This is a genomic window from Comamonas sp. Z1, assembly GCF_008121555.1.
GTDB lineage: Bacteria > Pseudomonadota > Gammaproteobacteria > Burkholderiales > Burkholderiaceae_C > Comamonas > Comamonas thiooxydans.
Window position 1 is genome coordinate 44,315 of the sequence record NZ_VOQT01000009.1, and the last position, 24,392, is coordinate 68,706.

At 62.4% G+C, this 24,392-nt stretch carries 18 protein-coding genes and 1 riboswitch; of the genes, 8 read left to right on the top strand and 10 right to left on the bottom strand.

Features of this window, described 5'->3' with window-relative positions; genetic code table 11:
• Positions 1-116: 116 nt before the first annotated feature.
• A complete protein-coding gene (locus FSY45_RS16550; protein WP_003063758.1) occupies positions 117-1,070 on the top strand; it encodes a LysR family transcriptional regulator in 954 nt (317 codons plus the stop codon).
• On the opposite strand, the gene FSY45_RS16555 is transcribed toward FSY45_RS16550, so the two are convergent.
• Positions 1,057-1,572, bottom strand: a complete 516-nt coding sequence (locus tag FSY45_RS16555; RefSeq protein ID WP_003063757.1) for a DUF2069 domain-containing protein — start codon at positions 1,570-1,572, stop codon at positions 1,057-1,059. The genes FSY45_RS16550 and FSY45_RS16555 overlap by 14 nt on opposite strands.
• A gap of 542 nt (positions 1,573-2,114) precedes the next feature.
• Between FSY45_RS16555 and FSY45_RS16560 the strand changes: the two genes are divergently transcribed.
• A complete protein-coding gene (locus tag FSY45_RS16560; RefSeq protein WP_223305608.1) occupies positions 2,115-3,398 on the top strand; it encodes a YhjD/YihY/BrkB family envelope integrity protein in 1,284 nt (427 codons plus the stop codon).
• Between the two features lie 123 nt (positions 3,399-3,521).
• Here the strand turns inward: FSY45_RS16560 and FSY45_RS16565 are convergent, their stop codons facing one another.
• Entirely contained in the window at positions 3,522-3,878 is a 357-nt protein-coding gene (locus tag FSY45_RS16565; protein ID WP_046460350.1) for a DUF962 domain-containing protein, read from the bottom strand.
• A gap of 251 nt (positions 3,879-4,129) precedes the next feature.
• On the opposite strand from FSY45_RS16565, the gene FSY45_RS16570 reads away from it, so the two are divergent.
• Entirely contained in the window at positions 4,130-4,942 is an 813-nt protein-coding gene (locus tag FSY45_RS16570) for an alpha/beta fold hydrolase (protein WP_046460349.1), read from the top strand.
• On the opposite strand, the gene FSY45_RS16575 is transcribed toward FSY45_RS16570, so the two are convergent.
• Genes FSY45_RS16575 through FSY45_RS16590 form a run of 4 tightly spaced genes read right to left on the bottom strand, consistent with a single transcriptional unit; the run spans position 4,928 to position 9,484 of the window.
• The gene (locus FSY45_RS16575) at positions 4,928-5,815 is read right to left on the bottom strand and encodes a PoNe immunity protein domain-containing protein (RefSeq protein ID WP_046460348.1); all 888 of its coding nucleotides are present in this window, start codon (positions 5,813-5,815) and stop codon (positions 4,928-4,930) included. The genes FSY45_RS16570 and FSY45_RS16575 overlap by 15 nt on opposite strands.
• A 17-nt stretch (positions 5,816-5,832) precedes the next feature.
• On the bottom strand, positions 5,833-6,642 hold the full coding sequence (locus tag FSY45_RS16580) for an alpha/beta fold hydrolase (protein WP_046460347.1): 810 nt from the start codon (positions 6,640-6,642) through the stop codon (positions 5,833-5,835).
• Positions 6,643-6,670: 28 nt separating this feature from the next.
• Positions 6,671-8,170: a DUF4303 domain-containing protein gene (locus FSY45_RS16585; RefSeq protein WP_046460346.1), complete on the bottom strand. Its 1,500-nt coding sequence runs from the start codon at positions 8,168-8,170 to the stop codon at positions 6,671-6,673.
• Positions 8,171-8,185: 15 nt separating this feature from the next.
• Positions 8,186-9,484 carry an O-acetylhomoserine aminocarboxypropyltransferase gene (locus FSY45_RS16590; RefSeq protein ID WP_003076227.1) on the bottom strand — a complete coding sequence of 433 codons (1,299 nt, stop codon included), beginning with the start codon at positions 9,482-9,484 and terminating at the stop codon, positions 8,186-8,188.
• Between the two features lie 253 nt (positions 9,485-9,737).
• Between FSY45_RS16590 and FSY45_RS16595 the strand changes: the two genes are divergently transcribed.
• On the top strand, positions 9,738-10,190 hold the full coding sequence (locus FSY45_RS16595; RefSeq protein WP_003053381.1) for a CBS domain-containing protein: 453 nt from the start codon (positions 9,738-9,740) through the stop codon (positions 10,188-10,190).
• Between the two features lie 81 nt (positions 10,191-10,271).
• Here FSY45_RS16595 and FSY45_RS16600 read toward each other — a convergent pair whose 3' ends face one another.
• Entirely contained in the window at positions 10,272-10,538 is a 267-nt protein-coding gene (locus tag FSY45_RS16600; RefSeq protein WP_046460345.1) for a hypothetical protein, read from the bottom strand.
• 67 nt (positions 10,539-10,605) lie between these two features.
• Between FSY45_RS16600 and aroC the strand changes: the two genes are divergently transcribed.
• Together aroC and FSY45_RS16610 are read left to right on the top strand one after the other, a co-directional pair.
• The gene (gene aroC / locus FSY45_RS16605) at positions 10,606-11,703 is read left to right on the top strand and encodes a chorismate synthase (RefSeq protein ID WP_003063745.1); all 1,098 of its coding nucleotides are present in this window, start codon (positions 10,606-10,608) and stop codon (positions 11,701-11,703) included.
• A 50-nt stretch (positions 11,704-11,753) separates the two neighbouring features.
• Entirely contained in the window at positions 11,754-13,589 is a 1,836-nt protein-coding gene (locus tag FSY45_RS16610) for a bifunctional UDP-sugar hydrolase/5'-nucleotidase (protein ID WP_046460344.1), read from the top strand.
• Between the two features lie 145 nt (positions 13,590-13,734).
• On the opposite strand, the gene nrdR is transcribed toward FSY45_RS16610, so the two are convergent.
• The 3 genes from nrdR to FSY45_RS16625 all read right to left on the bottom strand — a co-directional run bounded on the left by nrdR (position 13,735) and on the right by FSY45_RS16625 (position 16,619).
• Complete coding sequence (gene nrdR / locus FSY45_RS16615) at positions 13,735-14,211, bottom strand: transcriptional regulator NrdR (protein WP_003053388.1); 477 nt, start codon at positions 14,209-14,211, stop codon at positions 13,735-13,737.
• A 21-nt stretch (positions 14,212-14,232) separates the two neighbouring features.
• A complete protein-coding gene (glyA, locus tag FSY45_RS16620; protein ID WP_003063740.1) occupies positions 14,233-15,480 on the bottom strand; it encodes a serine hydroxymethyltransferase in 1,248 nt (415 codons plus the stop codon).
• A 35-nt stretch (positions 15,481-15,515) separates the two neighbouring features.
• Positions 15,516-15,670, bottom strand: a riboswitch (ZMP/ZTP riboswitch).
• 115 nt (positions 15,671-15,785) lie between these two features.
• On the bottom strand, positions 15,786-16,619 hold the full coding sequence (locus FSY45_RS16625; RefSeq protein WP_039048810.1) for a lytic transglycosylase domain-containing protein: 834 nt from the start codon (positions 16,617-16,619) through the stop codon (positions 15,786-15,788).
• A gap of 869 nt (positions 16,620-17,488) precedes the next feature.
• Here FSY45_RS16625 and FSY45_RS16630 point away from each other — a divergent pair.
• Complete coding sequence (locus FSY45_RS16630) at positions 17,489-21,385, top strand: DUF748 domain-containing protein (RefSeq protein WP_046460343.1); 3,897 nt, start codon at positions 17,489-17,491, stop codon at positions 21,383-21,385.
• Positions 21,386-21,600: 215 nt separating this feature from the next.
• Positions 21,601-24,261 (top strand): DUF349 domain-containing protein, encoded by a 2,661-nt coding sequence (locus FSY45_RS16635; protein ID WP_003063734.1) that lies wholly within the window; start codon positions 21,601-21,603, stop codon positions 24,259-24,261.
• Positions 24,262-24,392: the final 131 nt, after the last annotated feature.

A 24,392-nucleotide genomic window follows, 5' to 3' on the forward strand; every position in this document is an offset into this window, starting at 1 on the left:
GAGAGGGGAGACAGTCGGAAATCCTAAGCCAGGCACAGGGCCGCAGCCGGAAAACCATGAAGCCGCAAGCGTAGAGCATGGCAGACTACGGGGCAATCGAAATAAATTGCTTGGTTATGCCAGTTTTTCCGAACAATGTCAGCCTGCGCCAGTTGCGCGCCTTTGACGAGGTGGCGCGCCAGGGCGCGTTTGCCCCGGCAGCCCGCGAGCTGTGCCTGACGCAGTCGGCCCTGTCCGAATCCATTCGCCAGCTAGAAGATGCCCTGGGCCTGCGACTGTTTGACCGCACCACGCGAACCGTGGGGTTGACGGCCGCCGGTCAGGCCTTTTTGCTCGATGTGCGCCAGGCCTTCGAGACGCTGGAGCAGGGCTTTCAGAACCTGGGCGATCTGGCCGCACTGCGCCGCGGCAAGGTGCGCATTGCTGCCGCTCCGTCGGTGCTGGCCGTGCTGCTGCTGCCGGTGCTGCCGGCCTTGAGGGTCCGGCATCCGGGCATCGAGGTGGATCTGATTGAGGACAGCGCTGAAGGCATTGCCCAGCGCGTGCAGGCCGGCAGCGTGGATTTCGGCGTGGGAGCGGCACATCCGGCCGGCGGCGATTTGCTGACCCAGCCGCTGATCAGCGATGCCATGGGGCTGGTGGCCAGGCTCGATGAGCCCTTGCTGCAGGCCAGGCGGCTGACGGCGGCCGATTTGGCCCGGCTGCCCCATCTGGCTTTTGTGGGCCTGACCACCGATACCGCCATCAGCCAACTGCTGGCTTCGGCACCGGGCATGCCGCAGAACCTGCTGCAGACACCGCTGCGCCTGTCCAATCCGCAATTGCTGTTCGAGGCCGTGAGTCTGGGCCTGGGCGTCAGCATCGTTCCGGCGCTGACGGCGCGCCACCCTTCTCTGGGTCTGCAGGGCGATCTGGGCTTTCGCCTGCTGGACGAGCCGCGCATTCTGCGCCGCACGCTGCTGATTCAGCGCCCGCGCCGTGCGCTGTCACCGGCCGCGCAGCTGCTGTTCGATGCGCTGGCGGCGCAGGTGCGGACGCTGGCGCAGTTCGAAGGCATCACGCCTGATTGAGCCGGGCCGCCTTGACGGCACGTTGGCGCAGGCGCACATGGGCTGCGCAGGCGATGAAGAGCAGCACGCACAGCGCCACCTCTGCCAGCGCCAGCCAGCGGCTGGGCGCGGCATCGCTCCAGGCCCGCACCACGCCTTCGGTGAAGTACAGCCAGACCAGCAGACTGAGCCAGCGATAGGTGTACATGCGGCGCTTGAGCAGGCCGATCACGGCGAACGCCAGCGGCAGGGCCTTGAGAAACAGCCAGGTGCCGCCCTCGCGCAGCGGTGCCAGCCACAACTCCCAGGCCACGCACAGCAGCATCAGTGCCAGCAGGCTGCCCACGGCCAGCCAGCGCGTGGCGGCCACATCGGAGCCGGGCTGCTGGATTGGTGAAGAAGTGTTTTCGGCGGCTTGGGGCGAGAGGGCGTCGGTCATAGCAGTGGCATCATATCGGTCATGCCAGCTCTGTTTGAATCCGGTCGTTTTGTTTTGCGTTCTGCGCTTGATGTTGCGCAGCACCCGTCCTCCTTTTGCGTTCGTGAAGGAGTGCCGTCATGAAGAAAAACGAGCGTGCCGGCTTTTGGGCAGCGTTGGAAGGCAAGGCGCAGCAAGCCAGGCCGGTGACGGAAGATCGGGACCGTGTGGTATCACCGGCGTCGACAGCCACAACTGCTGCCGCGAACGTTGCCGCCGAGCCCAGACAGGTCGAGCAGCGTCAGGAACCCAGCCTCGATGGTCCGGGCCTGCCGCTGGAGCCAGTGTTCGAACCCATGCCCGATCTTGGCAACGACCTGGCTCGGCCCGAACCCGTGCCAGCTCCTGCCGCGACGCCTGCGGCGGCATTCAGCACGGCAGCTCAGGGCTGGACCAGCTATTCCACGCCGAATACGACGCCAGCCCAGGACCAGAAAGCAGTGCATGCTTGCGTTTCAGGAGTGATCGACAGTCCTGACGGCGGCTCGGAGCGCGTTGCCGAGAGCCCGCGCAGCCGCAAACTCGACAAGGCCAGGGCGCTGGCGGCCAGCTGCAAGGATCTGGCCGGGCGTATCCCCAAGCCCCAGATGCCCAGCCAGCAGGAGCTCAAGACTGCCTTGCGCCGCAGGAGCCGCCGTGCGCAGCAGCGCCTGCGTACCTTCCCCTGGCACAACACGGCCCAGGTGCTGCTGGCGCGCTTCAAGGAAGACCGCCTGGGCGTGACGGCCAGCAGTCTTACTTTCACATCGCTGCTGGCGCTGGTGCCATTTTTTACCGTGGCGCTGGCCTTGTTCACGGCTTTCCCGATCTTTGGCAAGGCGCAGAAGGTGCTGGAGCGCTGGCTGATGGACAGCCTGATTCCCGAGACCATTGCGCGCCAGGTGCTGGGCTATCTCACGCAGTTTGCCTCCAAGGCCAGCCAGCTGGGCCTGGTCGGCTTTTCCATACTGATGGTCACGGCCATTGCGCTGATCCTGACCATAGACCGCACGCTCAACAACATCTGGCGCGTGCGCCAGCTCAGGCCGCTGGGCCAGCGCGTGTTGATCTACTGGGCCGCCATCACGCTGGGGCCGCTGCTGCTGGGCCTGAGCCTGGTGCTGTCGTCCTATGTGATGTCGGCCTCCAAGGGCATGGTCAATGCGCTGCCCGGCAGCCTGCGCTTTGTCTTTGATTCCATAGAGTTCGTGGTGCTGGCCGCCGGCATGGCTGGGCTCTACCACTATGTGCCCAACACGCCTGTGCGCTGGCGCCATGCCTTGGTGGGGGGCGTGTTTGTGGCCGTGTTCATGGAAGTGGCCAAGAAGGTGCTGGGCCTGTATCTGTCGTCCGTGCCGACCTACTCGGTGATCTACGGCGCGTTTGCCACGCTGCCCATCTTGCTGATCTGGATGTATGTGGCCTGGAGCATTGTGCTGCTGGGGGCTCTGGTCACGGCCTATCTGCCCACGGTGCTTGCCGGGGTGGAACGGCTGACAGGACACCGTGGCTGGCAGTTCGAGCTGGCCGTCGAGGTGCTGCAATGCCTGGCCAAGGAGCGCGAGCTGCCGCACAAGGGCCTGTATGTGCACCAGCTTTCGCGGCGCCTGCGTGTGGAAGCCTCCCAGATTCAACCCGTGCTGCAGGCGCTGGCCAAGCTGGACTGGGTAGGGGCCGTACAGCCGCCCGATGCCTATGTGTCGCTTGAGAGCACCGAGCCGCGCTATGTGCTGCTGGTCGATCCGCAGGCCACGCGGGTCGAGCCTCTGGTGCAGAGCCTGTTGCTTGAGCCGTCCGAGGCGGTGCGACCGCTGTGGCAGCGTGCCCAGCTCGATGCCATGACCGTGGCCGAACTGATTGCTGCTCCTGACGGAAATATTCATAGAGTTTGATCTCTGAAGACGGATATCTATGAATATCTGCTCTGAAGTCCGGGCCTGCCGATGGCAGGCCTCGCATGGGGCCATGGGCGGCGATTTGCTGCGCAGAAAGCAGGCCGGCGGAGGTGCGCGGCGCTACATCTTGATGCGACCCAGCAAGATGTCGCGCCACATCATCCAGTCGCCCAGAAAGCTGTAGAGCGGTCGCTTGAAGCTGGCGGGCTTGTTTTTCTCAAAGCCGAAATGCCCGACCCAGGCAAAGGCATAGCCGCAGATCAGGCCTGCGAGCAAGTACCACCAGTCGCCTGTCAAAAACAGCGTCAGCAAGAACAGCAGCGACAGGCTGGTGCCGATGAAGTGCAGCCGTCTGCAGGTGAGGTTGCTGTGCTCGCCCAGGTAGAAGGGATAGAACTCGGCGAAGCTCTTGAACTGGCGCGGATCCACGCTGGCCTTGACAGCGCCGTCCGGCTCTGAGGTCGTGGTCTGTGACATGGCAACCCCCGGTGAAGGTGATGCTGTTTTTATACTGCCGACAGCATGGTCAGACCAGCGGGTTAGCGAGTGCTGGCAGGTTGCGGTCGGAGGTCTTCGTCACCTGAACGACAGGCTATATACGGCAAGACTGCTCAAAATCGGCCAGATTCGCCATCTTTACGGCCACTCCAGATTCTGGCCGAGCTGCCATGAGCGCTCTCTTGCTAAGGTGGCAGCACATCTCATCGCCTTCAACCCAGACCCTGCCCATGTTTGACGACACCATGCCGCCTGTTGTGATCAGCTCCAGTGAAACCCGTGTTCAGACGCCCGACGGGCAGCTCCATGTCAAACGCTGGCAACCTCAGGGCGGGGCGGCCAGGGCGCCGCTGGTGCTGATGCACGATTCCCTGGGCAGCGTGGATCTGTGGCGCGAATTTCCCGCGCAGCTGGCCGCGTCCACCGGGCGTGAAGTCATTGCCTATGACCGCCTGGGCTTCGGTCATTCGGACTCCAATCCGCATCGGCTTCAACCCAGTTTTGTGGAGAGCGAGGTTGCCGCCGGCTTCACGCCGCTTCACCGGGCGCTGGGCCTGGGCGATTTCGTGATGCTGGGACACAGCGTGGGCGGCGGCATGGCGGCCATGGTGGCAGCTGCGTATGGACGGCAATGCCAGGCGTTGATTACCGAATCGGCCCAGAGCTTTGTCGAAGACCGCACCTTGCAGGGCATCAGGGCGGCGCGAGACAACTTTGCCCAGCCCGGCCAACTGGAGCGGCTTGCCCGCTACCATGGCGACAAGGCAGCCTGGGTGCTGTCAGCCTGGGTGGACACCTGGCTGAGCCCGCCTTTCGCGCATTACCGGCTGGATGCGGCCTTGAGACAGGTGCATTGCCCGGTGCTGGCGATTCACGGCGAGCTCGATGAATTCGGCTCCCTCGTGCATCCGGAGAACATCTGCACCTGGGCGCAGGGCCCTTGCGAAGCGGAAATCATTGCTGGCGGCGGCCATGTGCCGCACCGCGAGCTGCCCGAGCGCATCAGCAGCCGCATCGCCGGTTTTCTGTCAAAAATCGCCTGACTCTGTTTGAGCCAGGCGCCCGCGGGCGTAGTCGACCAGATCGGCCGGGTAGTGCGGGCTGCTGCGCAAAGCGCTGTCATCCCAGTCATAGAGCACGGCCAGGGCGGCCACCTCCAGCGCCCAGTAGCCCGTGCCCAGCCATGGACTGCCTTTCTTCTGCTGCTTGGGCGAGAGCTTGAGAAACTCCTGGTACTGGGTTTGCAGATAGGGCAGCAGCGGGTCAGGCAGGGCTTCGAGCTGTTCAAAAAAAGGCTTCATGGCGCCGTAAGGGCGTTTGTGGAAAAGCTCCTCGCTGACCTGCTGCAGCTGCAGACCGCCTGCGCACAGATAATCCAGCAACTGGTCCGTATCGAAGGCCAGCACATGCTCATCAATCGCCGGTACGTCATCCTGTGCGTCCAGCAGCGTGGCCAGCGACAGCAGGGTCACGGCAACAGCGTAGTCGTCAGCGCGCGTGTTGATGGGCGCACCTACGCCATAGTCCTCGCCAGTCTCCTGCGCCATGCTGGCGCGCGCATGCTCGGCCACCGAGGCGGCATCAATCCACAGTGCGACGACTTCCTGGTAGATGGGGCGCAGCACATCGCCGCAGAGGCCCAGATCGATGCCATAGATCAGCAGCCAGCGCGCCTGCTCGCCCACTTCCTTCCATTTCCAGTAGTTCTCCAGCGCGGCATGTGCCTGGAAATCCTGGTGAGCTTTATAGCTATCGCTGTTGGCAAAGCGCTTGAGCGCGCTCAGTGCTTCCTTCCAGTCGGCTTTTTTATCGCTCAGATTGAGAGTGCGCCGGGGCTGCAAACCGGTCAGTGAAATCTTGGCCCATTCGGCGCAGGCGGCAGCCAGTTGGCCGTGGTGCTGGAAGGTTTGGCTCATGGCCCAAGCTTAATGGCTCATGCCGCGAGAAAATCCCGAATCGCAAACAGCGTCGCGTCGGGTGACTCCGTCATCTGGTTGTGGCCGTTGGGAATGAGCTGCACGCTCACCGTTTTGCCCGCGCCTTTGGCGGCCTCTATCAAGCCTTTTGCAGCCTTGGGTGGTGTCATCTGGTCTTGCTCGCCCAGCACAAACAGAAGCGGGCAGCTGACCTGCGTCATGGCCGCTTCGCCGCCCGCATAGCTGTCACAGGCCTTGAAGCCTGCATGCAGCAGATTCGTGTGAGCGTTACTGGCCAGCACGCGGCGGCCCAGGGCCATGCCGGCGCCAAACACCCAGCTGCCTGCGCCATTGGGCGGTGCCAGCGTGGCGCGCGAGAAGGTGTTGACCATCTGGATGGCTTTCTCGGGCGTATTCAGGGCCGACTCCAGCAGCGCGGGCGAGACCTTCATGGGGAAGGCCGTGCCCACCAGCACCAGATGGCTGATGCGGTCCCCAAGCCTGGCCGCGGTCTCCATGGCAATCAGGCTGCCCCAGCTATGGCCGATCAGCGCAGCTTGCTGCAGGTTTGCCGCATCCATCAGCGCGCCTATGAAGGTCGCAGCTTCTTCGACAGTTTGCGGGGCCTGGCCGCTGCTTTTGCAATGGCCAGGCAAATCGATGGCCAGCACGTTCCAGCCGTGATTGGCCATGTAGCGGCTTTGCAGCGCCCAGACGCTGTGATCGCAGAGCACGCCGTGGATGAAAATGGCCGTGGGCTTGGCTGCGTCGAAAGCCTTGCCGCCGGTGTAGGCGTAGATGTCTGCGCCTTGCACATTGATTTGCATGTTTGTCTCCGGTTCTGTTCTTTGTGACTCAGCAGTGTTCATTCAGCCATTGCTGAGCCAGTTCGCGTATGTGGTCACTGGCATCGTGTTCAGCGGCATGCTCAATCGTGGCGCGCTGCACTGCGCTGGCTTTTTTCCAATACCGCAGGCCCAGCATGGCCTGATAACGTACGCCTTCGTTGCGGTCGTGACTCAGGGCTTGTGCCAGTACAGGAGTGATGCGCCTGCCCGCGGCGGCCCCAAGGCTTCGCTCTCCCATGATGCAAGCCGCATGAACGCGCACCAGAGCGTGAACGGACTGCAGAGCGAGCAGGGCTTGCTCCAAATCCTCAACCCGAAGGCTGCAATAACCGGTTCCGGGTGATAGCTCTTCATTCAGCGCCCGGGTCAAGGCCGGATGCTTGAGGTCCAGTGCTCGCTCCAGCGGCGCATAGTCAAGGTGCAGGGCCGTGGTTCCTGGCTTGCTGTTCCAGGCGCGGTAGGGGTAGGCAATGCCTTGCGCGATTCTGTCTACAGGCACGGCCGTGGCGCCTATTTGCTGCTGCAGCCATTCCTGGTCACCTAGCGACCCCAAGGCACTGGCGCACCAGCCTCGCTCGCTTTCTTCCCTGGGGCTGTGGACGGGGGCCTGAACCTGCTGACGCAGTGCAGTCAGTACCTGTTCGTCCCGGTAAGCCATCTGGGCCAGCAACATGGCCGCACGCCACTGTTTGCCAGGCCGAGTCAGCATGGGCAGCAGTGCATGAGCCACCTGGCTGTGATCCATGGCAAGCAGCGCAGTCTCGGCCTCTTCGCCCAGCAATTGCGCCTCTTTGCGGCTCAGTCGCAGTTCCGGGCACCCGATACCTTCAAGACAGCTCAGATGGTATTGCAGCTGTTGAGCGGGGGAGAGCGCGGCAACTCTGGCGCGTCTTTGCGCTTGCTGGTCATGGCTGGGAAACAATGCAAGAAAGCGCGCCTCCCCCATGCTCTCGCGTGCCATGGCTTCGCATTCCTGAGTGTCTTCCACATAGATCAGCACCGCAAACTCTGGAGTGAGCTGGCTGGACCAGGGCGATTTTTGGCAGGCTTTGGTCAGTTGCTTGCAGATGCGGGTCAGCGCCTTGATCAGATGCGCCTCGGTACGCAACCAGTGGGCAGGCGTGCTTTTATTGGCTTCGGCCAGCAAGGCTTGCTCCAGTCGCTCCAACTCCTGAGAGTCCGAGGCCGAATCCAGCTCCTCCCATTCCCAATCCGGCGGGTTCCAGCGCAGACTGCCCAACTGGCCGGTATCCAGGTCGAATTCGGACAAGCGACCCTGCGGCTCGGGGACATTCACCATTTGTGAATAGGCCTGCTCGCTATTGGCAGACAGCGTGGGCAGGTAAATGGGGCCGTCCTGCTCGCGATACAGGCCGTTCAGTGCCAGTGCGTAGATGCTTTCTTGAGGGTTCGCGGCAAGGAACGCCTGAGCATCTTGCCAGTAGATGCTGAATAAAGTCTGTTCAAACTGCTTCCAGTCCAGCGATGCAGAAGTTGTGGCAACCATGTTTGTTCAGGGCTTTCAGGCTGCTTTCTCGGCCGCCTTCAGCGCACGCTTGAGGTCGTCGATCAGGTCGTCGGCGTCTTCCAGGCCGATCGACAGCCGGATCGTGCCCTGGCCGATGCCGGCCTGGGCCAGAGCCTCGTCGCTCATGCGGAAATGCGTGGTGCTGGCGGGGTGGATCACCAGCGAGCGGCAGTCGCCCACATTGGCCAGATGGCTGAAGACCTTCAGCGTTTCGATGAACTTCTTGCCCTGGTTGCGGTTGCCGGCAATGTCAAAGCTGAACACCGAGCCGGCGCCGCGCGGCAGCAGCTTTCTGGCCAGAGCGTGCGAGGGGTGGGTCTCCAGCATGGGGTGACCCACGCGACTGACCAGAGGGTGGCTGGCGAGGAACTGCACCACTTTTTCGGTGTTGCGCATATGGCGCTCCATGCGCAGCGGCAGGGTTTCGATGCCTTGCAGGATCAGCCAGGCGCTGTGCGGGCTCATGCAGGCGCCGAAGTCACGCAGGCCTTCGCGGCGGGCGCGCAGCAAGAAGGCGCCGGTGGTGGACTCCTCGCTGAACACCATGTTATGAAAGCCGTCATAGGGCTGGGTCAGCTCGGGAAAGCGCCCCGATTTTTCCCAGTCGAAGCTGCCGCCATCGACGACGATGCCGCCGATCACCGTGCCGTGGCCGGACAGGAACTTGGTGGCCGAGTGGTAGACGATGTCCGCGCCATGCTCGAAAGGCTTGATCAGCCAGGGCGAGGTCAGCGTCGAGTCCACCAGCAGCGGCACGCCGGCTTCGTGGGCGATCTGGCTGACCGTGGGAATGTCCAGCACATCGAGTCCGGGGTTGCCCACGGTCTCGCCAAAGAACAGCTTGGTGTTGGGGCGCACCGCAGCCTTCCAGCCATCGATGTCGCCTGGCTTGACGAAGGTAGTCTCTATGCCGAAGCGCGCCAGCGTGTAGTGCAGCAGGTTCTGCGAGCCGCCATACAGCGCCGTGCTGGCCACGATATGGCTGCCCGCGCCCATCAGCGTGGCAATCGACAGGTGCAGCGCCGCCTGGCCGCTGGCCACGGCAATCGCGCCCACGCCGCCTTCCAGGGCCGAGACGCGCTGCTCGAGCACTGCATTGGTGGGGTTGGAGATGCGGCTGTAGACGTGACCGGGGCGCTCCAGATTGAACAGGCTTGCCGCGTGGTCGCTGGATTCGAAGACAAAGGACGTGGTCAGGTGGATGGGTACGGCACGTGCGCCGGTGGCGGGGTCGGGCTGGGCGCCTGCATGCAGGCTCAGGGTGTCAAAGCCGGGGTCAGAGTAGCCGGGCATGTTTTGTCTCCATGGCTGGTTTTGATCGACGCAATGTGTGATCGAGCACGCAATCAAATATCTATTTGGTCGGATAGACGAATGAATATGTGGAAATTCATATGTTTCGTCATTGATTTAGTTTTTCTCAATGCAAGCCATTGTGGGCTATATTTGTGCACGCACCTGCATTCTGTGCAAAGCGATGCCGCATGTGCTGACACATGCAGGACAAAAGCTGCCACAGCGTGCCAAACAGATTCGGAGAACAGCAATGAAAGTTAGTGACATCCTGCGCGTCAAAGGCAATACCCTGTACACGGTGTCGCCCGACGAAAGCCTGGCCGCGGCGGTGCAGGTGATGTCGGAGAAGGACATCGGCTCGCTGGTCGTGATGGATCACGGCGATGTGGTGGGCATGCTCACCTTCCGCGAAGTGATCCAGGGTTTTGTGAAGACCGGCGGCGTGGAGAACATCTCCGTGCGCGGCGCCATGGACGACGCGCCCATGACCTGCACCATGGAAACCGATATGGACGAGGTGCGCCGCATGATGCTGGACCGCCATGCGCGCTACATGCCCGTGATGGACAAGCGCATGCTGATGGGCGTGATCTCGCTGTATGACGTGGCCAAGGCCGTGGTGGACAGCCAGAACTTCGAGAACCGCATGCTCAAGGCCTATATCCGCGACTGGCCCGAAGGCGAGCGCCAGGGCGCCGAATAAGCCAGCCTTTGCTGCAGACCCCGCCGAGGCGGGGTTTTTCATGTCCAGCCTGATGTGCTCTGCAGGCGACGCAGCGCTGCCTTATGGCTGTCGGTCGGCTGGGCTGTGCGGGCTCTGCAATACAGTCGTTGGCGGCTTTGCCTTGTGCAGACCCTTGAGCAGAAGCCCCACAAAGCACAGCAAGGCGACACCCAGGCCCACCATCATGCCGATCGCGGCCTTGCCGTAGCCGCAGGCATACTGGCCCGCGCAGCGCGACGGTGCAAATTCGAAGAACAGCAGACCGCCGACGCCGCCGATCACCACGGACACCAGGGCCGAGGCCAGAATAAACGCAAGTTTGAGCATGGTGAAAAGACTTTAGGCAGGACAGTGTGCAGCCGTCAATCATCACTTCAACGATAATCGGCAGCCTATGAGCGGCAATACCTTCGGCACAATTTTCACGGTCACCAATTTCGGTGAGTCCCACGGTCCGGCCATTGGCTGTGTGATTGACGGCTGCCCTCCGGGCATGGCCTTGAGCGAGGCGGACATCCAGCATGATCTGGATCGACGCCGCCCCGGCACCAGCAAGTTCGTCACGCAGCGCAACGAGCCCGATGCCGTGGAGATTCTCTCCGGCGTCTACGAAGGCAAGACCACGGGCACGCCGATTGCGCTGCTGATCCGCAACACCGACCAGCGCAGCAAGGATTACTCCAATATCGCGCAGAGCTTTCGTCCCGGTCATGCCGACTATGCCTATTTCCAGAAGTACGGCATCCGTGATCCGCGCGGCGGCGGTCGCTCCTCGGCACGCCTGACGGCGCCCACCGTGGCTGCGGGTGCCGTGGCCAAGAAGTGGCTCAAGGAAAAGTTCGGCACCGAGTTCCGCGCCTGCATGACCCAGATCGGCGAGCTGCCCATAGGTTTCGAGAGCTGGGAGCATGTGCCGAACAACCCCTTTTTCGCGCCCGTGGCCGATGTGAGCCGCTTCGAGGAATACATGGAGCAGCTGCGCAAGAGCGGCGATTCCTGCGGCGCGGCGCTGCGTGTGAACGCCAGCAATATGCCGGTCGGCCTGGGCCAGCCCCTGTATGACCGCCTGGACGCCGACATCGCCTACGCCATGATGGGTCTGAACGCCGTCAAGGCCGTGGAGATCGGCGCGGGCTTTGACAGCGTGGCCCAGCGCGGCACCACGCATGGCGATTCGCTGAGCCCCGAGGGTTTCCGCAGCAATAACGCGGGCGGCATCGTGGGCGGCATCAGCACCGGCCAGGATCTGGAAGTGCGCATCGGCATCAAGCCCACCAGCTCCATCATCACGCCGCGTGAGTCCATAGACGTGCACGGCCAGAGCACCGAAGTCATCACCAAGGGGCGCCACGACCCCTGCGTGGGCATCCGCGCCGCGCCGATTGCCGAGGCGCTGCTGGCGCTGGTGGTGATGGACCATGCGCTGCGCCACCGCGCGCAGAATGCCGATGTGGATTCCGGCCTGGCTCCGATTCCTGCCTCGGCCAGCTGACATCACCTAGACCTTTTTGTGCGTTAAAACCTCTGACTCAGGAGAGTCTGATGGTTGCAACTGACAAAAAACCGGATCAACGCCAGTCTCGCGCCCTGTCGCCAGGCTGGCGTTGTGCTTTTCGCAATGCCTTCCGCCCCATGTGCGCTGGGCTGTTCGTGCTGGTTTTGAGTGCTTGCGGTGGCGGTGCGCTCAGGCCTGCCAGCATGGAGATCACCGTGCTGGGCTTCAATGACCTGCACGGCCATCTGGAGCCGCCCGGACTGGCCGTGACGGCCCAGAACGCGCAGGGACAGAACATTGCCGTGCCCGCTGGTGGCGTTGCCTACATGGCCCGGGCCATCGCCCAGCGCCGCCAGGCCAGCCGCCATGTGGCGCTGGTCACGGCCGGGGACATGATCGGGGCCTCGCCCATGGTCTCCGCGCTGTTTCTCGATGAGCCGACGATAGAGGTGCTCAACCTCATGAGGGTGGACTTCGCGGCCACCGGCAATCACGAATACGACCAGGGCGTGGCCGAGCTGCTGCGCATGCAGCATGGGGGCTGCGAGAAGTTCACCAGCAAGCAGCCATGTCAGATCAACCAGCCTTTCAGGGGTGCGCAGTTCCCGTTTCTCGCGGCCAATACGCTGCGCGGCGACGGCCGGTCGCTGTTTCCGGCGACCGGGGTGAAGTTCTTCGAGCAAGACGGTCTGCGCATAGGCGTGGGCTTCATCGGCATGACGCTCAGGAACACGCCGCATATGGTGCGGCCCAGCGGGGTCAGGGGGCTGAGGTTTGCCGACGAGGCACAGACGGCCAATGCGCTGATTCCACAGCTGCGTGCGCAGGGCGCCGATGTGATCGTGCTGCTGATCCATGAGGGCGGGGCCACCACTTCGGGCCTGCAGGACGATAGCTGCCAAGGTCTGTCCGGTGCCATCGTGCCGATTCTGGAGCAGCTCTCCAGCGAGGTCGATGTGGTGATTTCCGGTCACACCCATCGCTCCTATATCTGCGATTACGCCAGGGTGAATCCCCGCAAGCCCTTTTTGCTGACCAGCGCCGGCCAGTACGGCACGCTGCTGACCGAAATCCGGCTCTCGGTGGATGCGCGCACCGGCCGCGTCAGCCGCAAGTCGGCGCACCAGACCATCGTGCAGGGCGAGGGCTATCGCAGCGTTGGCGGCATGGTGAGCTTGCAGCCCGAGTTTGTAGTCTTTGATGCCGATGCCGAAGTGGCGGCGCTGGTTGCTCGTTACAAGGCTGCGGCCCGGCCGCTGGCCGAGGCCGTTGCAGGGCGGCTGGCCGGACCTGTCAGCCGCATGACGCAAGCCAATGGCGAAAGCGTGATGGGGCGCATCGTGGCCGACGCCATACTCGCGGCCACGCGCGATGCCTCAGCGGGTGGGGCACAACTGGCCTTTGTGAACCCCGGCGGTGTGCGCGCCGACCTGCTGCCTGCGGCTGACGGCAGCGTGAACTATGGACAGTTGTTCAGCGTTCAGCCGTTCGGCAATACGCTGATGGTGATGGGCCTGACGGGCGAGCAGATTCGCCAGGCGCTGGAGCAGCAGTTCGACAGCGGCAGCAACACCGTGAATGCGCCGCGCATTCTGCAGGTGTCCGAGGGCTTCAGCTACCGCTTTGACCGCAGCCAGCCCGCGGGTCGGCGCGTGAGCGAGCTGCGCCTCAACGGTCGATTGCTCGAGATGTCACAGCGCTACCGCGTGGGACTGCAAAGCTATCTGGGCAGCGGCGGCGACAACTTCAGTATCTTCACGCAAGGCATCGACGTGGTGGGTGGCATGCCGGATCTGGATGCCCTGGCCGAGCATGTACGCGAACAAAGCCGCAGCGGGCCGATGGCGCTACCTTTAAAGGAGCGTATTACGCGCGTTCATTAAGGAAACAAGATAGATATCTATTTGATTTCCTTTGAAATAATGCGCATGAAGCTCATGATTTCATAGCAAATGCTTGCCGTCAATCGCGCAAAACAAAAGCCACCCGAGGGTGGCTTTTGGCATGGCATGGCGGTCAGGGCCAGGCCTAGGGCTTTTTGGCGGCCTTGGCCTTGGGGCTGCGAACCTCATCCATGATGTTCTTGAAGTCGTCCACATCCTCGAAGCTGCGGTAGACGCTGGCAAAGCGGATATAGCCGACCTTGTCCAGGCCCTTGAGTTCATCCATCACCAGCTCGCCGAGGCGGCTGGAATCGATTTCACGCTGGCCCAGATTGAGCAACCTGTCCTCGATTCGCTCTATGGCGGCATCTATGAGTTCGGTGCTCACGGGGCGCTTGCGCAGCGCGATCTGAAAAGAGCCTTGCAGCTTGGCGCGCTCGTATTCGATACGGCGGCCGTCTCTCTTGACCACGGTCGGAAAGCTGACCTCGGGGCGCTCGTAGGTCGTGAAGCGCTTGTCGCAGCCGCCGCAGCGGCGGCGGCGGCGAATGAAGCCCCCGTCCTCGGACTCGCGGGTTTCAACCACTTGCGTGTCCGGATGGTTGCAGAAGGGGCACTTCATGACAGCTCAGCGCAGCAGGAATTACTTGCTGTAGACAGGGAACTTGGCGGTCAGCGCGGCCACCTTGGCGCGCACGGCGGCCAGATTGGCTTCGTCTTCGGGCTTGTCCAGCACGTCAGCCACCAGATTGGCAGTGATGCGGGCTTCTTCCTCGCCGAAACCACGGGTGGTCATGGCGGGCGTGCCGATACGGATGCCGCTGGTCACGAAAGGCTTCTCGGGGTCGTTGGGGATGGCGTTCTTGTTCACGGTGATGTGAGCCAGACCCAGGGCCGCTTCGGCAGCCTTGCCGGTAATGCCCTTGGCGCGCAGGTCCACCAGCATCACGTGGCTTTCGGTGCGGCCGGAGACGATGCGCAGACCGCGCTCGGTCAGCGTTTCGGCAAACACCTTGGCGTTGTTCACGACCTGTTCCTGGTAGGCCTTGAACTCGGGAGTCAGGGCTTCCTTGAAGGCCACGGCCTTGCCTGCGATGACATGCATCAGGGGGCCGCCTTGCAGGCCGGGGAAGATGGCGCTGTTGATGGCCTTCTCGTGCTCGGCCTTCATCAGGATCACGCCGCCACGAGGGCCGCGCAGGCTCTTGTGGGTTGTGGTGGTGACCACGTCGGCGTGGGGCACGGGGTTGGGGTACACGCCTGCGGCGATCAGGCCGGCATAGTGGGCCATGTCCACCCAGAAGATGGCGCCGACTTCCTTGGCTATTCTTGCGAAGCGCTCGAAGTCGATGCGCAGGGCATAGGCGGAAGCACCAGCCACGATGATGCGAGGCTTGTGCTCGCGGGCCAGCTCTTCGAGCTTGTCGTAGTCGATGGCTTCGTCGGCATTCAGACCGTAGGAGACGGCCTTGAACCATTTGCCGGACATGTTCAGCGCCATGCCGTGGGTCAGGTGACCGCCTTCGGCCAGGCTCATGCCCAGAATGGTGTCGCCTGGCTTGGCGAAAGCCATCAGCACAGCCTGGTTGGCCTGAGAGCCGGAATTGGGTTGCACATTGGCGGCTTCGGCGCCAAAGATCTGCTTGATGCGGTCAATGGCCAGTTGCTCGACCACGTCCACATGCTCGCAGCCACCGTAGTAGCGCTTGCCGGGGTAGCCTTCGGCGTACTTGTTGGTCAGCTGGGAGCCCTGGGCTTCCATCACGGCGGGCGAGCAGTAGTTCTCGCTGGCAATCAGCTCGATGTGCTCTTGCTGGCGATGGTTTTCAGCTTCAATAGCTGCAAACAGTTCGGGGTCGACTTTCGCGACGGTATCGGTGCGTTGAAACATGGCAGTCCTGTGAACTTAGAAATTCCCTTGAGGCCAAGGGCTGCCCAGGCGAACGGCTGAAACGCTTGCAGGCTGCAGTCGCTGCGGCTCTGGGCGGTACGCTCCCCGGTGGTTCACAGACCTTGCAGTCTGCCGGATTCCACGTCAGCGGCAGAAAATTCTGCGCCTATCGCCAGTTGCGTACACCCGCTAGTGTAGCTGAGCTGGCATGGCTGAAGAACCTATGCCCGTTTTTCCCGCAGGACCTGGCCGGGGCATAAAAAAAGCTGGCCGGAGCCAGCTTGAAAAATGCAGGGGTCTGTCGCTTAGAGGTTGGAATTGGCCAGTGCCACTTGCTGAGCGTGAGAGACCTTGGTGGCTTCGTCGGACTTGGCCGTCATCAGCGGGCTGGCCTGCAGGCCCACGCCCTGGCGCAGGCGCTGGTGTTCGGCAAGCACCTTGGCAGCATAGCCGCCGTCCGAAGGAAGATTGGCTGCACCCACGTAGTAGCGCAGGCCACCCTCGATGGAGCCGGCGCGGGCAATGCATTCCTTGAGCACCTTGACGCCGACCTTGAGATTGGTCACTGGGTCGAAGGCCGCGTGCTGGCCGCCAAAGCTTTCGTACTTGTCGGTGTGCACGGAAGTCATCACCTGCATCAGGCCCTGGGCACCGACCGAACTTTGGGCAAACGGGTTGAAGCTCGATTCAATGGCCATGATGGCCAGAATCAGCGTCGGATCCAGCTTGTTGGCTTTGCCCTGGACATAGGCTTCGCTGACCAGGGCTGCAATCGGCTCGGGCGCCACCCGGTATTTTTTGCTGAGCCAGTAGGCCACAGCCGCCTGCTCCTTGGGCAGGTTTTTGGGGTTGACGGCCGTGGCGCGGTCGCTGGCGACGACGATGTTGGCGGAAGCAGGGGCTTCCTCCACTTCGGCGGTAGCCACCACGGTGCTGGCGGGCAGGCGTGTGTCGAGCCACTCGCGCAGCTCGGTTGCACCGGCCAGACGCAGGTCCGGACGAGAGATCAGAATCAGGGCCGAAATGGCCACGGCCAAGCCCAGCAGGGCGAAACCGTTGTGAGTAAGAGCAAGAAAACCGTGGGCCGTCTTATGGCCCAACGTTCGCGCAGAGGCGATTAATTTTCCTGACGCTGGCATAGCTTGTCCTTTCTTGGCTATCGCCCGAGGTCGCACCGGATCAATCTCGCAGTGCAACCAGGACAACTGGCCGATGAGGTTTGCTGCGGGCCGATTAAAAGCGCCCCTTGGGGCGCCGATCGGTCTGCTCAGTCGTGAGGCAGCGGAAACAAAAAACGCTCATTTCGAGCGCTGGCGGATTCTAGAAGCGCTCTAAATATTCAGTCAACACTAACAAAAATACTTTTTAGATTTTAAAATTATATAAAAACTGTATGAATGTACAGCTTTCTCAAAAAATTACAGCAAAAAATCACGGATTCAAGAGGTGTATACGCTCACATCGTTTTATTTGTCATCAAGGCGAAATAAAGTGCAAAAAGCCTGGTAGCCCTACGCGAGCACAGATATAGTGAATCTGCCTGCACGTTGCAGGTGCTTGCCAAAGGAAAGGAAAAGCAAACTCCGCCGAGGCCTTTGATTCCATGGGTTGTTGGCACTTGCTCTTTATCTTCGCTTGAGGCACAAAAGGGAGCAATCGTTGCTTCCAGCGGCAAGGACCACACCCTCCTTGATCCGCGAAAAACGGCCCGGTCTGGTACCGGCCGTAAAGCCCGGAAGTCGGTTTCGCCACTTCCGGGCTTTGTCATTTCCAGCGTTGTCTTTTTCCTGTAGCGCATTGTTTGCATTTTTCGCGCGCATCTGCCTCTGGTCGGCATTCCTATGGCGCAAACTTCTCCCTGGAAACGCCTCTTGCATCTATCTATATATAGAGCGCAATCTAGATACACCAGGTGCGCTCAAGGTACAGTGGTGTTCCGGGCGCGCGGCGGGTCCCGCCCCTGAGAGTCTTGGAAGGCTTTCAATCTCTGCATCAATAACAATTGCCCATGTCCTTGCTCACATCGAATCGCTGGCTTCGTCGGCTGATCTGGTCTGTTCTTGCTCTTTTGCTGTTATGGCTGTTGCTGTGGGCGGTAGTGCCCTGGGTGGCCAAAAGCCAGCTGGAAAAACGGGCCGCCGAGAAGCTGGGGCGCGGCGTCCATGTGGGCAAGATCGAGTTTGCGCCCTGGGCCATGTCCATCACCTTGCACGAACTGGTGATCGATAAGGCTATAAAAAAAGTAGCTGAAACTGCGCATCCAGAGGGCTCGGCGGCTCAGAAAGATCTGAAGTCTGCCGCCGAGCCACAGCTGCAGATCAAGCGCATCTTCATCAATGCCAGCGCGCAGTCCTTGTTCAGGCTCGCTCCTGTGCTGGATGCGATCGAGGTCGATGCGCCGGTGGTGCGACTGACCCAGCATTCACTGGGCAAGCTCGATATCGACGATGTGATTGCCAGGCTCTCCGAGCCTGAGGACGAAGAGCCGTCCAAGCCCCTGAGCTTTGCGCTCTACAACATTGCAGTGCGCGACGGCCGTATCGAGCTCAATGACGAGTTTGTGCAGCGCAAGCACGAGCTCAAGGACTTGCAACTGAGCATTCCTTTCATCAGCAATCTGGCCTCCAAGCGCGAGATCAAGGTGCTGCCGCATCTGGCTTTCGATCTCAACGGCAGCAAGTTCGACACATCGGGCGAGAGCACGCCGTTCACCGACACCCGCCAGACGGCGATGCAACTCAAATGGGAGCACATCGATCTGGCCCCTTATCTGGGCTATGTGCCTGCCAGCGTTCCCGTGCAGCCTCTGTCTGGCGTGCTGGACACGGATCTGCAGATCAGCTTCGAGCAAAAAGATCAGCCTGTGGTCAGCATCAGCGGCAAGCTGGCCTTGAGCAATGTCGCGGTGCAGGACCGCCAGAGCGCGCCGCTGCTGAACTTTGATACGCTGGAGGTGCAGCTCAAGAATGTTCAGCCTCTGCAGAACCAGGTTGCGCTCGAATCGGTGCGCTGGGTCAAGCCCGAGGTTCATGCCAGCCGCAATGCGCAGGGCGTGATCAACTGGTTGGGTTTGAATGCGCCGGCCGGTGCCCCCGCAGCGCCGCTCGAGAAGGCCGTGCCTGAGCCCGCCTCCGCCGAGGCCAGCACTCCGGCCCAGGCAGATGCGAAGGCCGAAAAGCCTGGCAAGCCCCTGGTCGTCGGCGTGCAGCAGTTCGATATTGAAGGCGGCATCGTGCATTGGCAGGATGCCGCAACAGGCGCGGCGCCTGCGGCGCTGACCCTGGCTCCTTTGGTGCTGCAGGCCAAGAATCTGGCCTGGCCCATGAATGCGCCTTTGCAACTGACGGCCACTGCAGGTTTGCAAGCGGCTGAGCAGGCCCGGGTGGAGGGGGCAGCCAGGCTGGCTTTGGATGGAGAAGCCACGGACAAGGCGGGCAATCTCAATCTCAAGCTCGAGCAGATGCCGCTGCAATGGGTGCAGCCCTATATGCAAGCGCATTTCAAGCCGCAGCTCAGCGCCATGCTCAATACCGATGCCCGGATTTCCTGGGGTGAGGGCGGAGTCGTGGCAGAGGTGGCCGAGCTGACTGCCGACAAGCTGCAGCTGCAGGACAAGCAGGCCCCTGTCAATATCGAACAGATCAAGGTCAGCGGCGTTCAGGTCGATCTTGCTGCCCGGCAGGTGCAGGTGGAGGCCATTGCCGTGCAGAAGCCGCAGCTCGCGGCTCTGCGTGACGCACAAGGGCACTGGATGTACGAGCGTTGGTTGCCCGTGGCAGCGCCTGCAGCCAAGCCGGCAACGCAGGGCAGCAAGGCGGAGCCGGGCAAGCCCTGGTCGGTCAAGCTGGCAGCGATTGCCGTGGATGGCGGTGCGCTGCAGTTTCGCGATGCAGCACCTGTGCAAGGCGGGAATGCACGGCCCGTGCAGCTGGATGTGAGCGCCTTGCGCATACGCATGGGTGCTTTCGAGCCTCTGGCGGCCAAGGCAGCGCCGACTCCGCTGGAGGTCTCGGCTCAGCTAGCTGCCAGTCGCCGTGTGCAGGCTGGTCATATTCAGTTCAAGGGGCAGCTGGGTCTGACCCCTGTTTCGGCTCAGGGGCAGTTGCAGGCCCGTGCCGTGCCCTTGCATGCGCTGGAGCCGTATTTCGGTCACAAGCTCAATGTGGATCTGGTGCGTGCCGACGGCAACTTCCGGGGCAAGCTTAACTATCTGGCCCATGCCAAGGGGCCGCAGCTGTCTGTGTCGGGTGATGTGGAGCTCAACGACCTGCGCGTGCGCTCCACGCTTGCGGCTCCTGTGCAGGAGGAAGTGGGCAAGCCCAGTACTGCCAAGGGTGCGCTGACAGCGGTGCTCAATGACTCCACGGCAGACCGTGCCAAGGCACTGGCTGCGCGCACAGGCCTGGGTCTTGGCGATGATTTGCTGGCCTGGAAAACACTGGTGGTGCGCGGCCTGGACCTGAATATGCAACCGGCTCAGCCGCTGCGGGTGAGCGTGCGCGAAACCGCGCTGAGCGACTTTTTTGCGCGCGTCATCGTGCAGCGCAACGGCCGCATCAATCTGCAGGACATCGTGAAGACCGAAAGGTCCGAGCAGTCCGTCGCACAGAACGAAGAGGCGAACGCCCAGGCGGCTGCTGGCGAGAAGCCCGAGCTCAGCAGACCCGTGGCTGAGCCCGCAAAGCCCGAAGATGTCGGCCCCGCGCCCATCATCAAGGTCGGGCCCATTGTGCTGACGGGCGGCAAGGTGCAGTTTTCCGACTATTTCATTCAGCCCAACTACTCGGCCGATCTGAGTGAGCTGAACGGCCGTCTGAGCGCCTTCTCTTCGCAGGCTCCTGCAGGCCAGGTCGAGCCGCAAATGGCCGATCTTGAAATCAAGGGCAAGGCCCAGGGTACGGCGAAGCTCGATATCAGCGGCAAGGTCAACCCGCTGGCCAAGCCTCTGGCACTGGATGTGCGTGCCCAGATGAATGACCTGGAGCTGTCGCCGCTGTCGCCATATTCCATCAAGTACGCGGGCTATGGCATAGAGCGCGGCAAGCTCTATATGGATGTGAACTACAAGGTGCAGCCTGATGGGCAGCTCACGGCATCGAACAAGCTGGTGCTGCGCCAATTGACCTTTGGCGACAAGGTGGAGGGCGCGCCCGCATCGCTGCCCGTCAAGCTGGCGGTGGCCCTGCTGTCCGACCGCAACGGCGTGATCGATCTCGATGTGCCTCTGAGCGGCTCGCTCAACGACCCGCAGTTCCGTCTGGCGCCCATCATCTTCAAGGTGATCGGCAACATCATCATGAAGGCCGTGACCGCGCCGTTTGCGCTGTTGTCGGGAGCGTTCTCGGGTGGCGACGAGTCGGGCGCAGTCAACTTTGCGCCGGGCAGCGCCAAGCTCGACGGCAAGGCCAGGGAGCAACTGACCAAGATCGTCAAGGCACTCAACGACCGCCCCGCACTCAAGATGACGGTGGTGGGGGAGTCGCGTGAGGCCGAAGACAAGGAGGCCTGGAAGACTGAAGAGTTGGATCGTCTGCTGCTGGCCCAAAAGCGCCGCAACGTGATTCGCGAAGGCAAGAGTGGCGACGAGGTGATGGAGTTCAGCGATGCCGAGCGTCCGGCTCTGCTCAAGGCCGTTTACGGTCGTGCCGACATCAAAAAGCCCCGCAACATGGTCGGAATGGCCAAGGATCTGCCTGCAGACCAGATGACGGCGCTGCTGGTGGCCAGCATCAAGGTGCCTGACGATGCCATGCGCGAGCTGGCGCTGGCGCGCGGTGTGGCTGTGAGGGACTATCTGGCCACGCAACAGCTGCCGCTGGAACGCCTGTTCCTGGGCGCTCCCAAGCTGGATGTGCAGGACAAGGACTGGACGCCACGTGCCCAGTTGAGCCTGTCTGCGCAGTGATGAAAGTGCTGCGAAACACCTTGCGATTTCGCATTTTTTGGCTTGCCTTTAAATAAAGGCGAAAATACCGGTTTGCCCAGGTGCTCATGTGCCTGGGCTTGCGCTTGGAAAGTCTGCCCTCATGTGGGCTGGCACTGGCCAGTTGCAGCGTTGACTGCGCTGGCTGCCAAGCATTTTCTGACCCTTACATGACATCTATTTCTCCTAGCAGCACCATGTCTGATGCATCTGAAGTGAACCCGGCCTCTGCCAAGAATACTGAGCAACATCCGCTGGATGCATTGACGGGTGGTGCTTTCTCCGCCGAGACGTCGGGTGATCGCGCCGCGCGCATTCGCGACTGGTTGGCGACTCAGCCCACGGTCGAGCAACTCCAGGACGTTCACAAGGAACTGAGCAAGGGCGACAAGAGTGCTGCCCGTGCCGTGCGCGAACGCCTTGACGAGATCCGTCGCACCGCGAATCAGGAAAAAATCTCCGTGGAATGGGCCGAGAAGGCTCAGGCACTGCTGGCAGCAGAGCCCTTCGATGCGGCGGCTGCGGCTGCCTGGCAGCGTGATGCCGCCAAGGCCGGTGCCGCGCTGTCGCGCGAGCCTCTGTCGCAGTTCAAGGCCCGATTGGGCGAGCGCGTGAAGGCGGTGGAGGACCTGCAGCATCGCACCCAGGTGCAGCGCGAAGTGGCGCTGCTGCTGGCGCAGCGCATCGAAGTGCTGTCCACCAAGTCCTGGAAGGATGCCAAGGCGGTGCTGGAAGCCCTGGGAGTCGATGTTGCGCGTTGGCAGGAGCAGGCCAAGGAGCTGACCGGTGACGCCAGCTGGGGCAGCGTGGACGGCCGTTTCCCGCCTCAGCTGGAAGCAGCCTCTGCACAACTGGCGCTGGTTTGGGATGCTTTCCAGTCTGCACTGGCACAGACCGAGGCTGCTGCCGCCGACGAGGCAGCGCCGTTGCCCACGGTCCCCGTCTGGGCCGACGAAATCCGCGTGGCCCGTGGTCTGCCTCCCGAAGCCGCTGCTGTGGAAGTGGCCAAGCCCGCCGCACCGCGCGCAGCCGCCGCTGGCCGTGGCAAGCCCACGCCCGAGCAGGTGGAAGCAGCCAAGGCTGGCCTGGGTCAGGCTCTGCAGGCGCTGAAGGCAGAAACTGCAGCTGGCAACAGCCAGGCCGGCTCCGAAGCCGTGCAAGCCATGCGCGCAGCCATCAAGGCCCATGGACGCTTTGTGGACGAAGCGCTGGTGGGCGAAGTGCATGAAGCCCTGTTGGCCGCCGGTGAGGCCGAGGGTTGGCAGCGTCAACTGGCCGAGAAACTGCGCGAAGACCTGGTGGCCAAGGCCGAAGCCTTGCTCAACCGTCCCGAAGGCCAGGCACTGGGTGGTCGCAAGATCCAGGAAACCCTGCGCAGCCTGCGCGAACAATGGAAGCAGGCCGACCAAGGTGCCATGGCCAATCATGCGCTGTGGAAGAAGTTTGACGAGGCCTGCAACGCAGCCTACAAGGTGGTCGAGTCCTGGCACGACAAGATTCGTCAGGACAGCACGCAGGCCAAGGCCCAACGTCTGGCGCTGATCGAAGAAATCAAGGCCTGGGCTGCAAGCAATGCGGCCAGCCAGGACTGGAAGAACATGTTGCGCGCGCTGCGCCAGTTCGGCGAGCGCTGGCGTGAAAGCGGCCATATCGGCGAAAAGCTGTTTGCCGAACTGCAGCCCCTGTTCAAGCAGGCCATGGCTGCTGCCGAAGCGCCCCTGCAGGCTGCACAAAAGGCCAGCTTGGAGCGTCGCCATGCCATGATCGACGAAGCCACGGCCTTGGGGGCAGCCCCCAGCCTGCGCATCGACGCCGTGAAGGCGCTGCAGCAGCGCTGGCAGGCCGAAGCCCAGGTGGTGCCGCTGGATCGCAAGCACGAGCAAAAGCTCTGGGATGCATTCCGCAAGCCGCTGGACGATGCCTTCAATCGCAAGAGCGTGGAGCGTGGTGGTCGCAGCCAGGTGGCGGTTGAGTTGTCCGAGCATGATCGCCGCGTGCTGGATGCGTCCAAGGCGGTCGAGGCGGCCAATGCCAGCGGCGATGCGCAAAAGATCCATGCAGCGCTGGCCGAGCTCGAAGCAGCCATCAAGGCTCAGCCCGCCAAGGCTGATGAAAACCAGCCCCAGGGCCAGACAGAGCAAGCGTCTGAAGCTGTTGAGGCGCAAGCGAGCGAAGCCGCTGCAGTGGCCAAGCCGGCACGCCCCGTGGTGGCCGTGCGTGGCGATGACCGCCCTGGAATGAGGAAGGAAGCGGCAACTGCTGCAGGTGGTCGTCCTGGCGATCGCAAGGATGGCGGCCGTGGCCGCGATGCAGCGCGTGGCGAGCGCGGTGGTCGTGATGGTCGCGACAGCCGCGATGCCGGCCGTGGCCGTCGCGAGTTCACGCGCGAGGAGCGCGGACCGCGTCTGGCCGATCCAGCCTTCCGTGCCCAGCGTGATGCCGTGGAGCATGCCCAGGAGGCTCTGCGCAAGCTGGCAGCCCAGGCGCACGGCGAGGCGCTGACTCAACTACTCGGTGCCTGGCAGGCTCGTGATGCTGCGCAGCTGCCATCGGCTCAGCAACTGGGCAGCAAGGTGACGGCGCCTGTGCGCTCTTCCTGGTCCGGTGCTGTGGCTGCTGCGCCCAAGGGCAATGCTGCAGAGGCCCTGCTGCGCCTGGAAATGGCTGCCGATGTGCACACTCCTGCCGATCAACTGGCGGCACGCCGTGCGTTGCAGCTGCAGATGCTGACCCGCCGCAACGATCCTTCGCCCCAGCAGACCTGGGGTCAGGACGTGGCCACTGTGCTGGGCAGTGCCAGCGATGAGGCATCTGCCCGTCGCCTGCAGACCGCACTCAAGCAATTGCTGCGCAAGTAAGCGACATATCGCCCCGATGGGAGGCGTTGCTCAAGAAAAAGGGAGCCGTTGGGCTCCCTTTTTTCGTATGTGCTGCGTACTGTCAGAGGGAGTCGGGGGCGCCAACGAAAAAGCCGCTGCATTTGCATGCA

What these genes read in the sequence shown, in the direction of transcription:
- FSY45_RS16550 (WP_003063758.1), top strand. Translation starts at nt 117, where the DNA reads ATGCCAGTTTTTCCGAACAATGTCAGCCTGCGCCAGTTGCGCGCCTTT.
- FSY45_RS16560 (WP_223305608.1), top strand. Translation starts at nt 2,115, where the DNA reads ATGCCCAGCCAGCAGGAGCTCAAGACTGCCTTGCGCCGCAGGAGCCGC.
- FSY45_RS16565 (WP_046460350.1), bottom strand. Translation starts at nt 3,878, where the DNA reads ATGTCACAGACCACGACCTCAGAGCCGGACGGCGCTGTCAAGGCCAGC.
- FSY45_RS16570 (WP_046460349.1), top strand. Translation starts at nt 4,130, where the DNA reads ATGTTTGACGACACCATGCCGCCTGTTGTGATCAGCTCCAGTGAAACC.
- FSY45_RS16575 (WP_046460348.1), bottom strand. Translation starts at nt 5,815, where the DNA reads ATGAGCCAAACCTTCCAGCACCACGGCCAACTGGCTGCCGCCTGCGCC.
- FSY45_RS16580 (WP_046460347.1), bottom strand. Translation starts at nt 6,642, where the DNA reads ATGCAAATCAATGTGCAAGGCGCAGACATCTACGCCTACACCGGCGGC.
- FSY45_RS16585 (WP_046460346.1), bottom strand. Translation starts at nt 8,170, where the DNA reads ATGGTTGCCACAACTTCTGCATCGCTGGACTGGAAGCAGTTTGAACAG.
- FSY45_RS16590 (WP_003076227.1), bottom strand. Translation starts at nt 9,484, where the DNA reads ATGCCCGGCTACTCTGACCCCGGCTTTGACACCCTGAGCCTGCATGCA.
- FSY45_RS16595 (WP_003053381.1), top strand. Translation starts at nt 9,738, where the DNA reads ATGAAAGTTAGTGACATCCTGCGCGTCAAAGGCAATACCCTGTACACG.
- FSY45_RS16600 (WP_046460345.1), bottom strand. Translation starts at nt 10,538, where the DNA reads ATGCTCAAACTTGCGTTTATTCTGGCCTCGGCCCTGGTGTCCGTGGTG.
- aroC (WP_003063745.1), top strand. Translation starts at nt 10,606, where the DNA reads ATGAGCGGCAATACCTTCGGCACAATTTTCACGGTCACCAATTTCGGT.
- FSY45_RS16610 (WP_046460344.1), top strand. Translation starts at nt 11,754, where the DNA reads ATGGTTGCAACTGACAAAAAACCGGATCAACGCCAGTCTCGCGCCCTG.
- nrdR (WP_003053388.1), bottom strand. Translation starts at nt 14,211, where the DNA reads ATGAAGTGCCCCTTCTGCAACCATCCGGACACGCAAGTGGTTGAAACC.
- glyA (WP_003063740.1), bottom strand. Translation starts at nt 15,480, where the DNA reads ATGTTTCAACGCACCGATACCGTCGCGAAAGTCGACCCCGAACTGTTT.
- FSY45_RS16625 (WP_039048810.1), bottom strand. Translation starts at nt 16,619, where the DNA reads ATGCCAGCGTCAGGAAAATTAATCGCCTCTGCGCGAACGTTGGGCCAT.
- FSY45_RS16630 (WP_046460343.1), top strand. Translation starts at nt 17,489, where the DNA reads ATGTCCTTGCTCACATCGAATCGCTGGCTTCGTCGGCTGATCTGGTCT.
- FSY45_RS16635 (WP_003063734.1), top strand. Translation starts at nt 21,601, where the DNA reads ATGTCTGATGCATCTGAAGTGAACCCGGCCTCTGCCAAGAATACTGAG.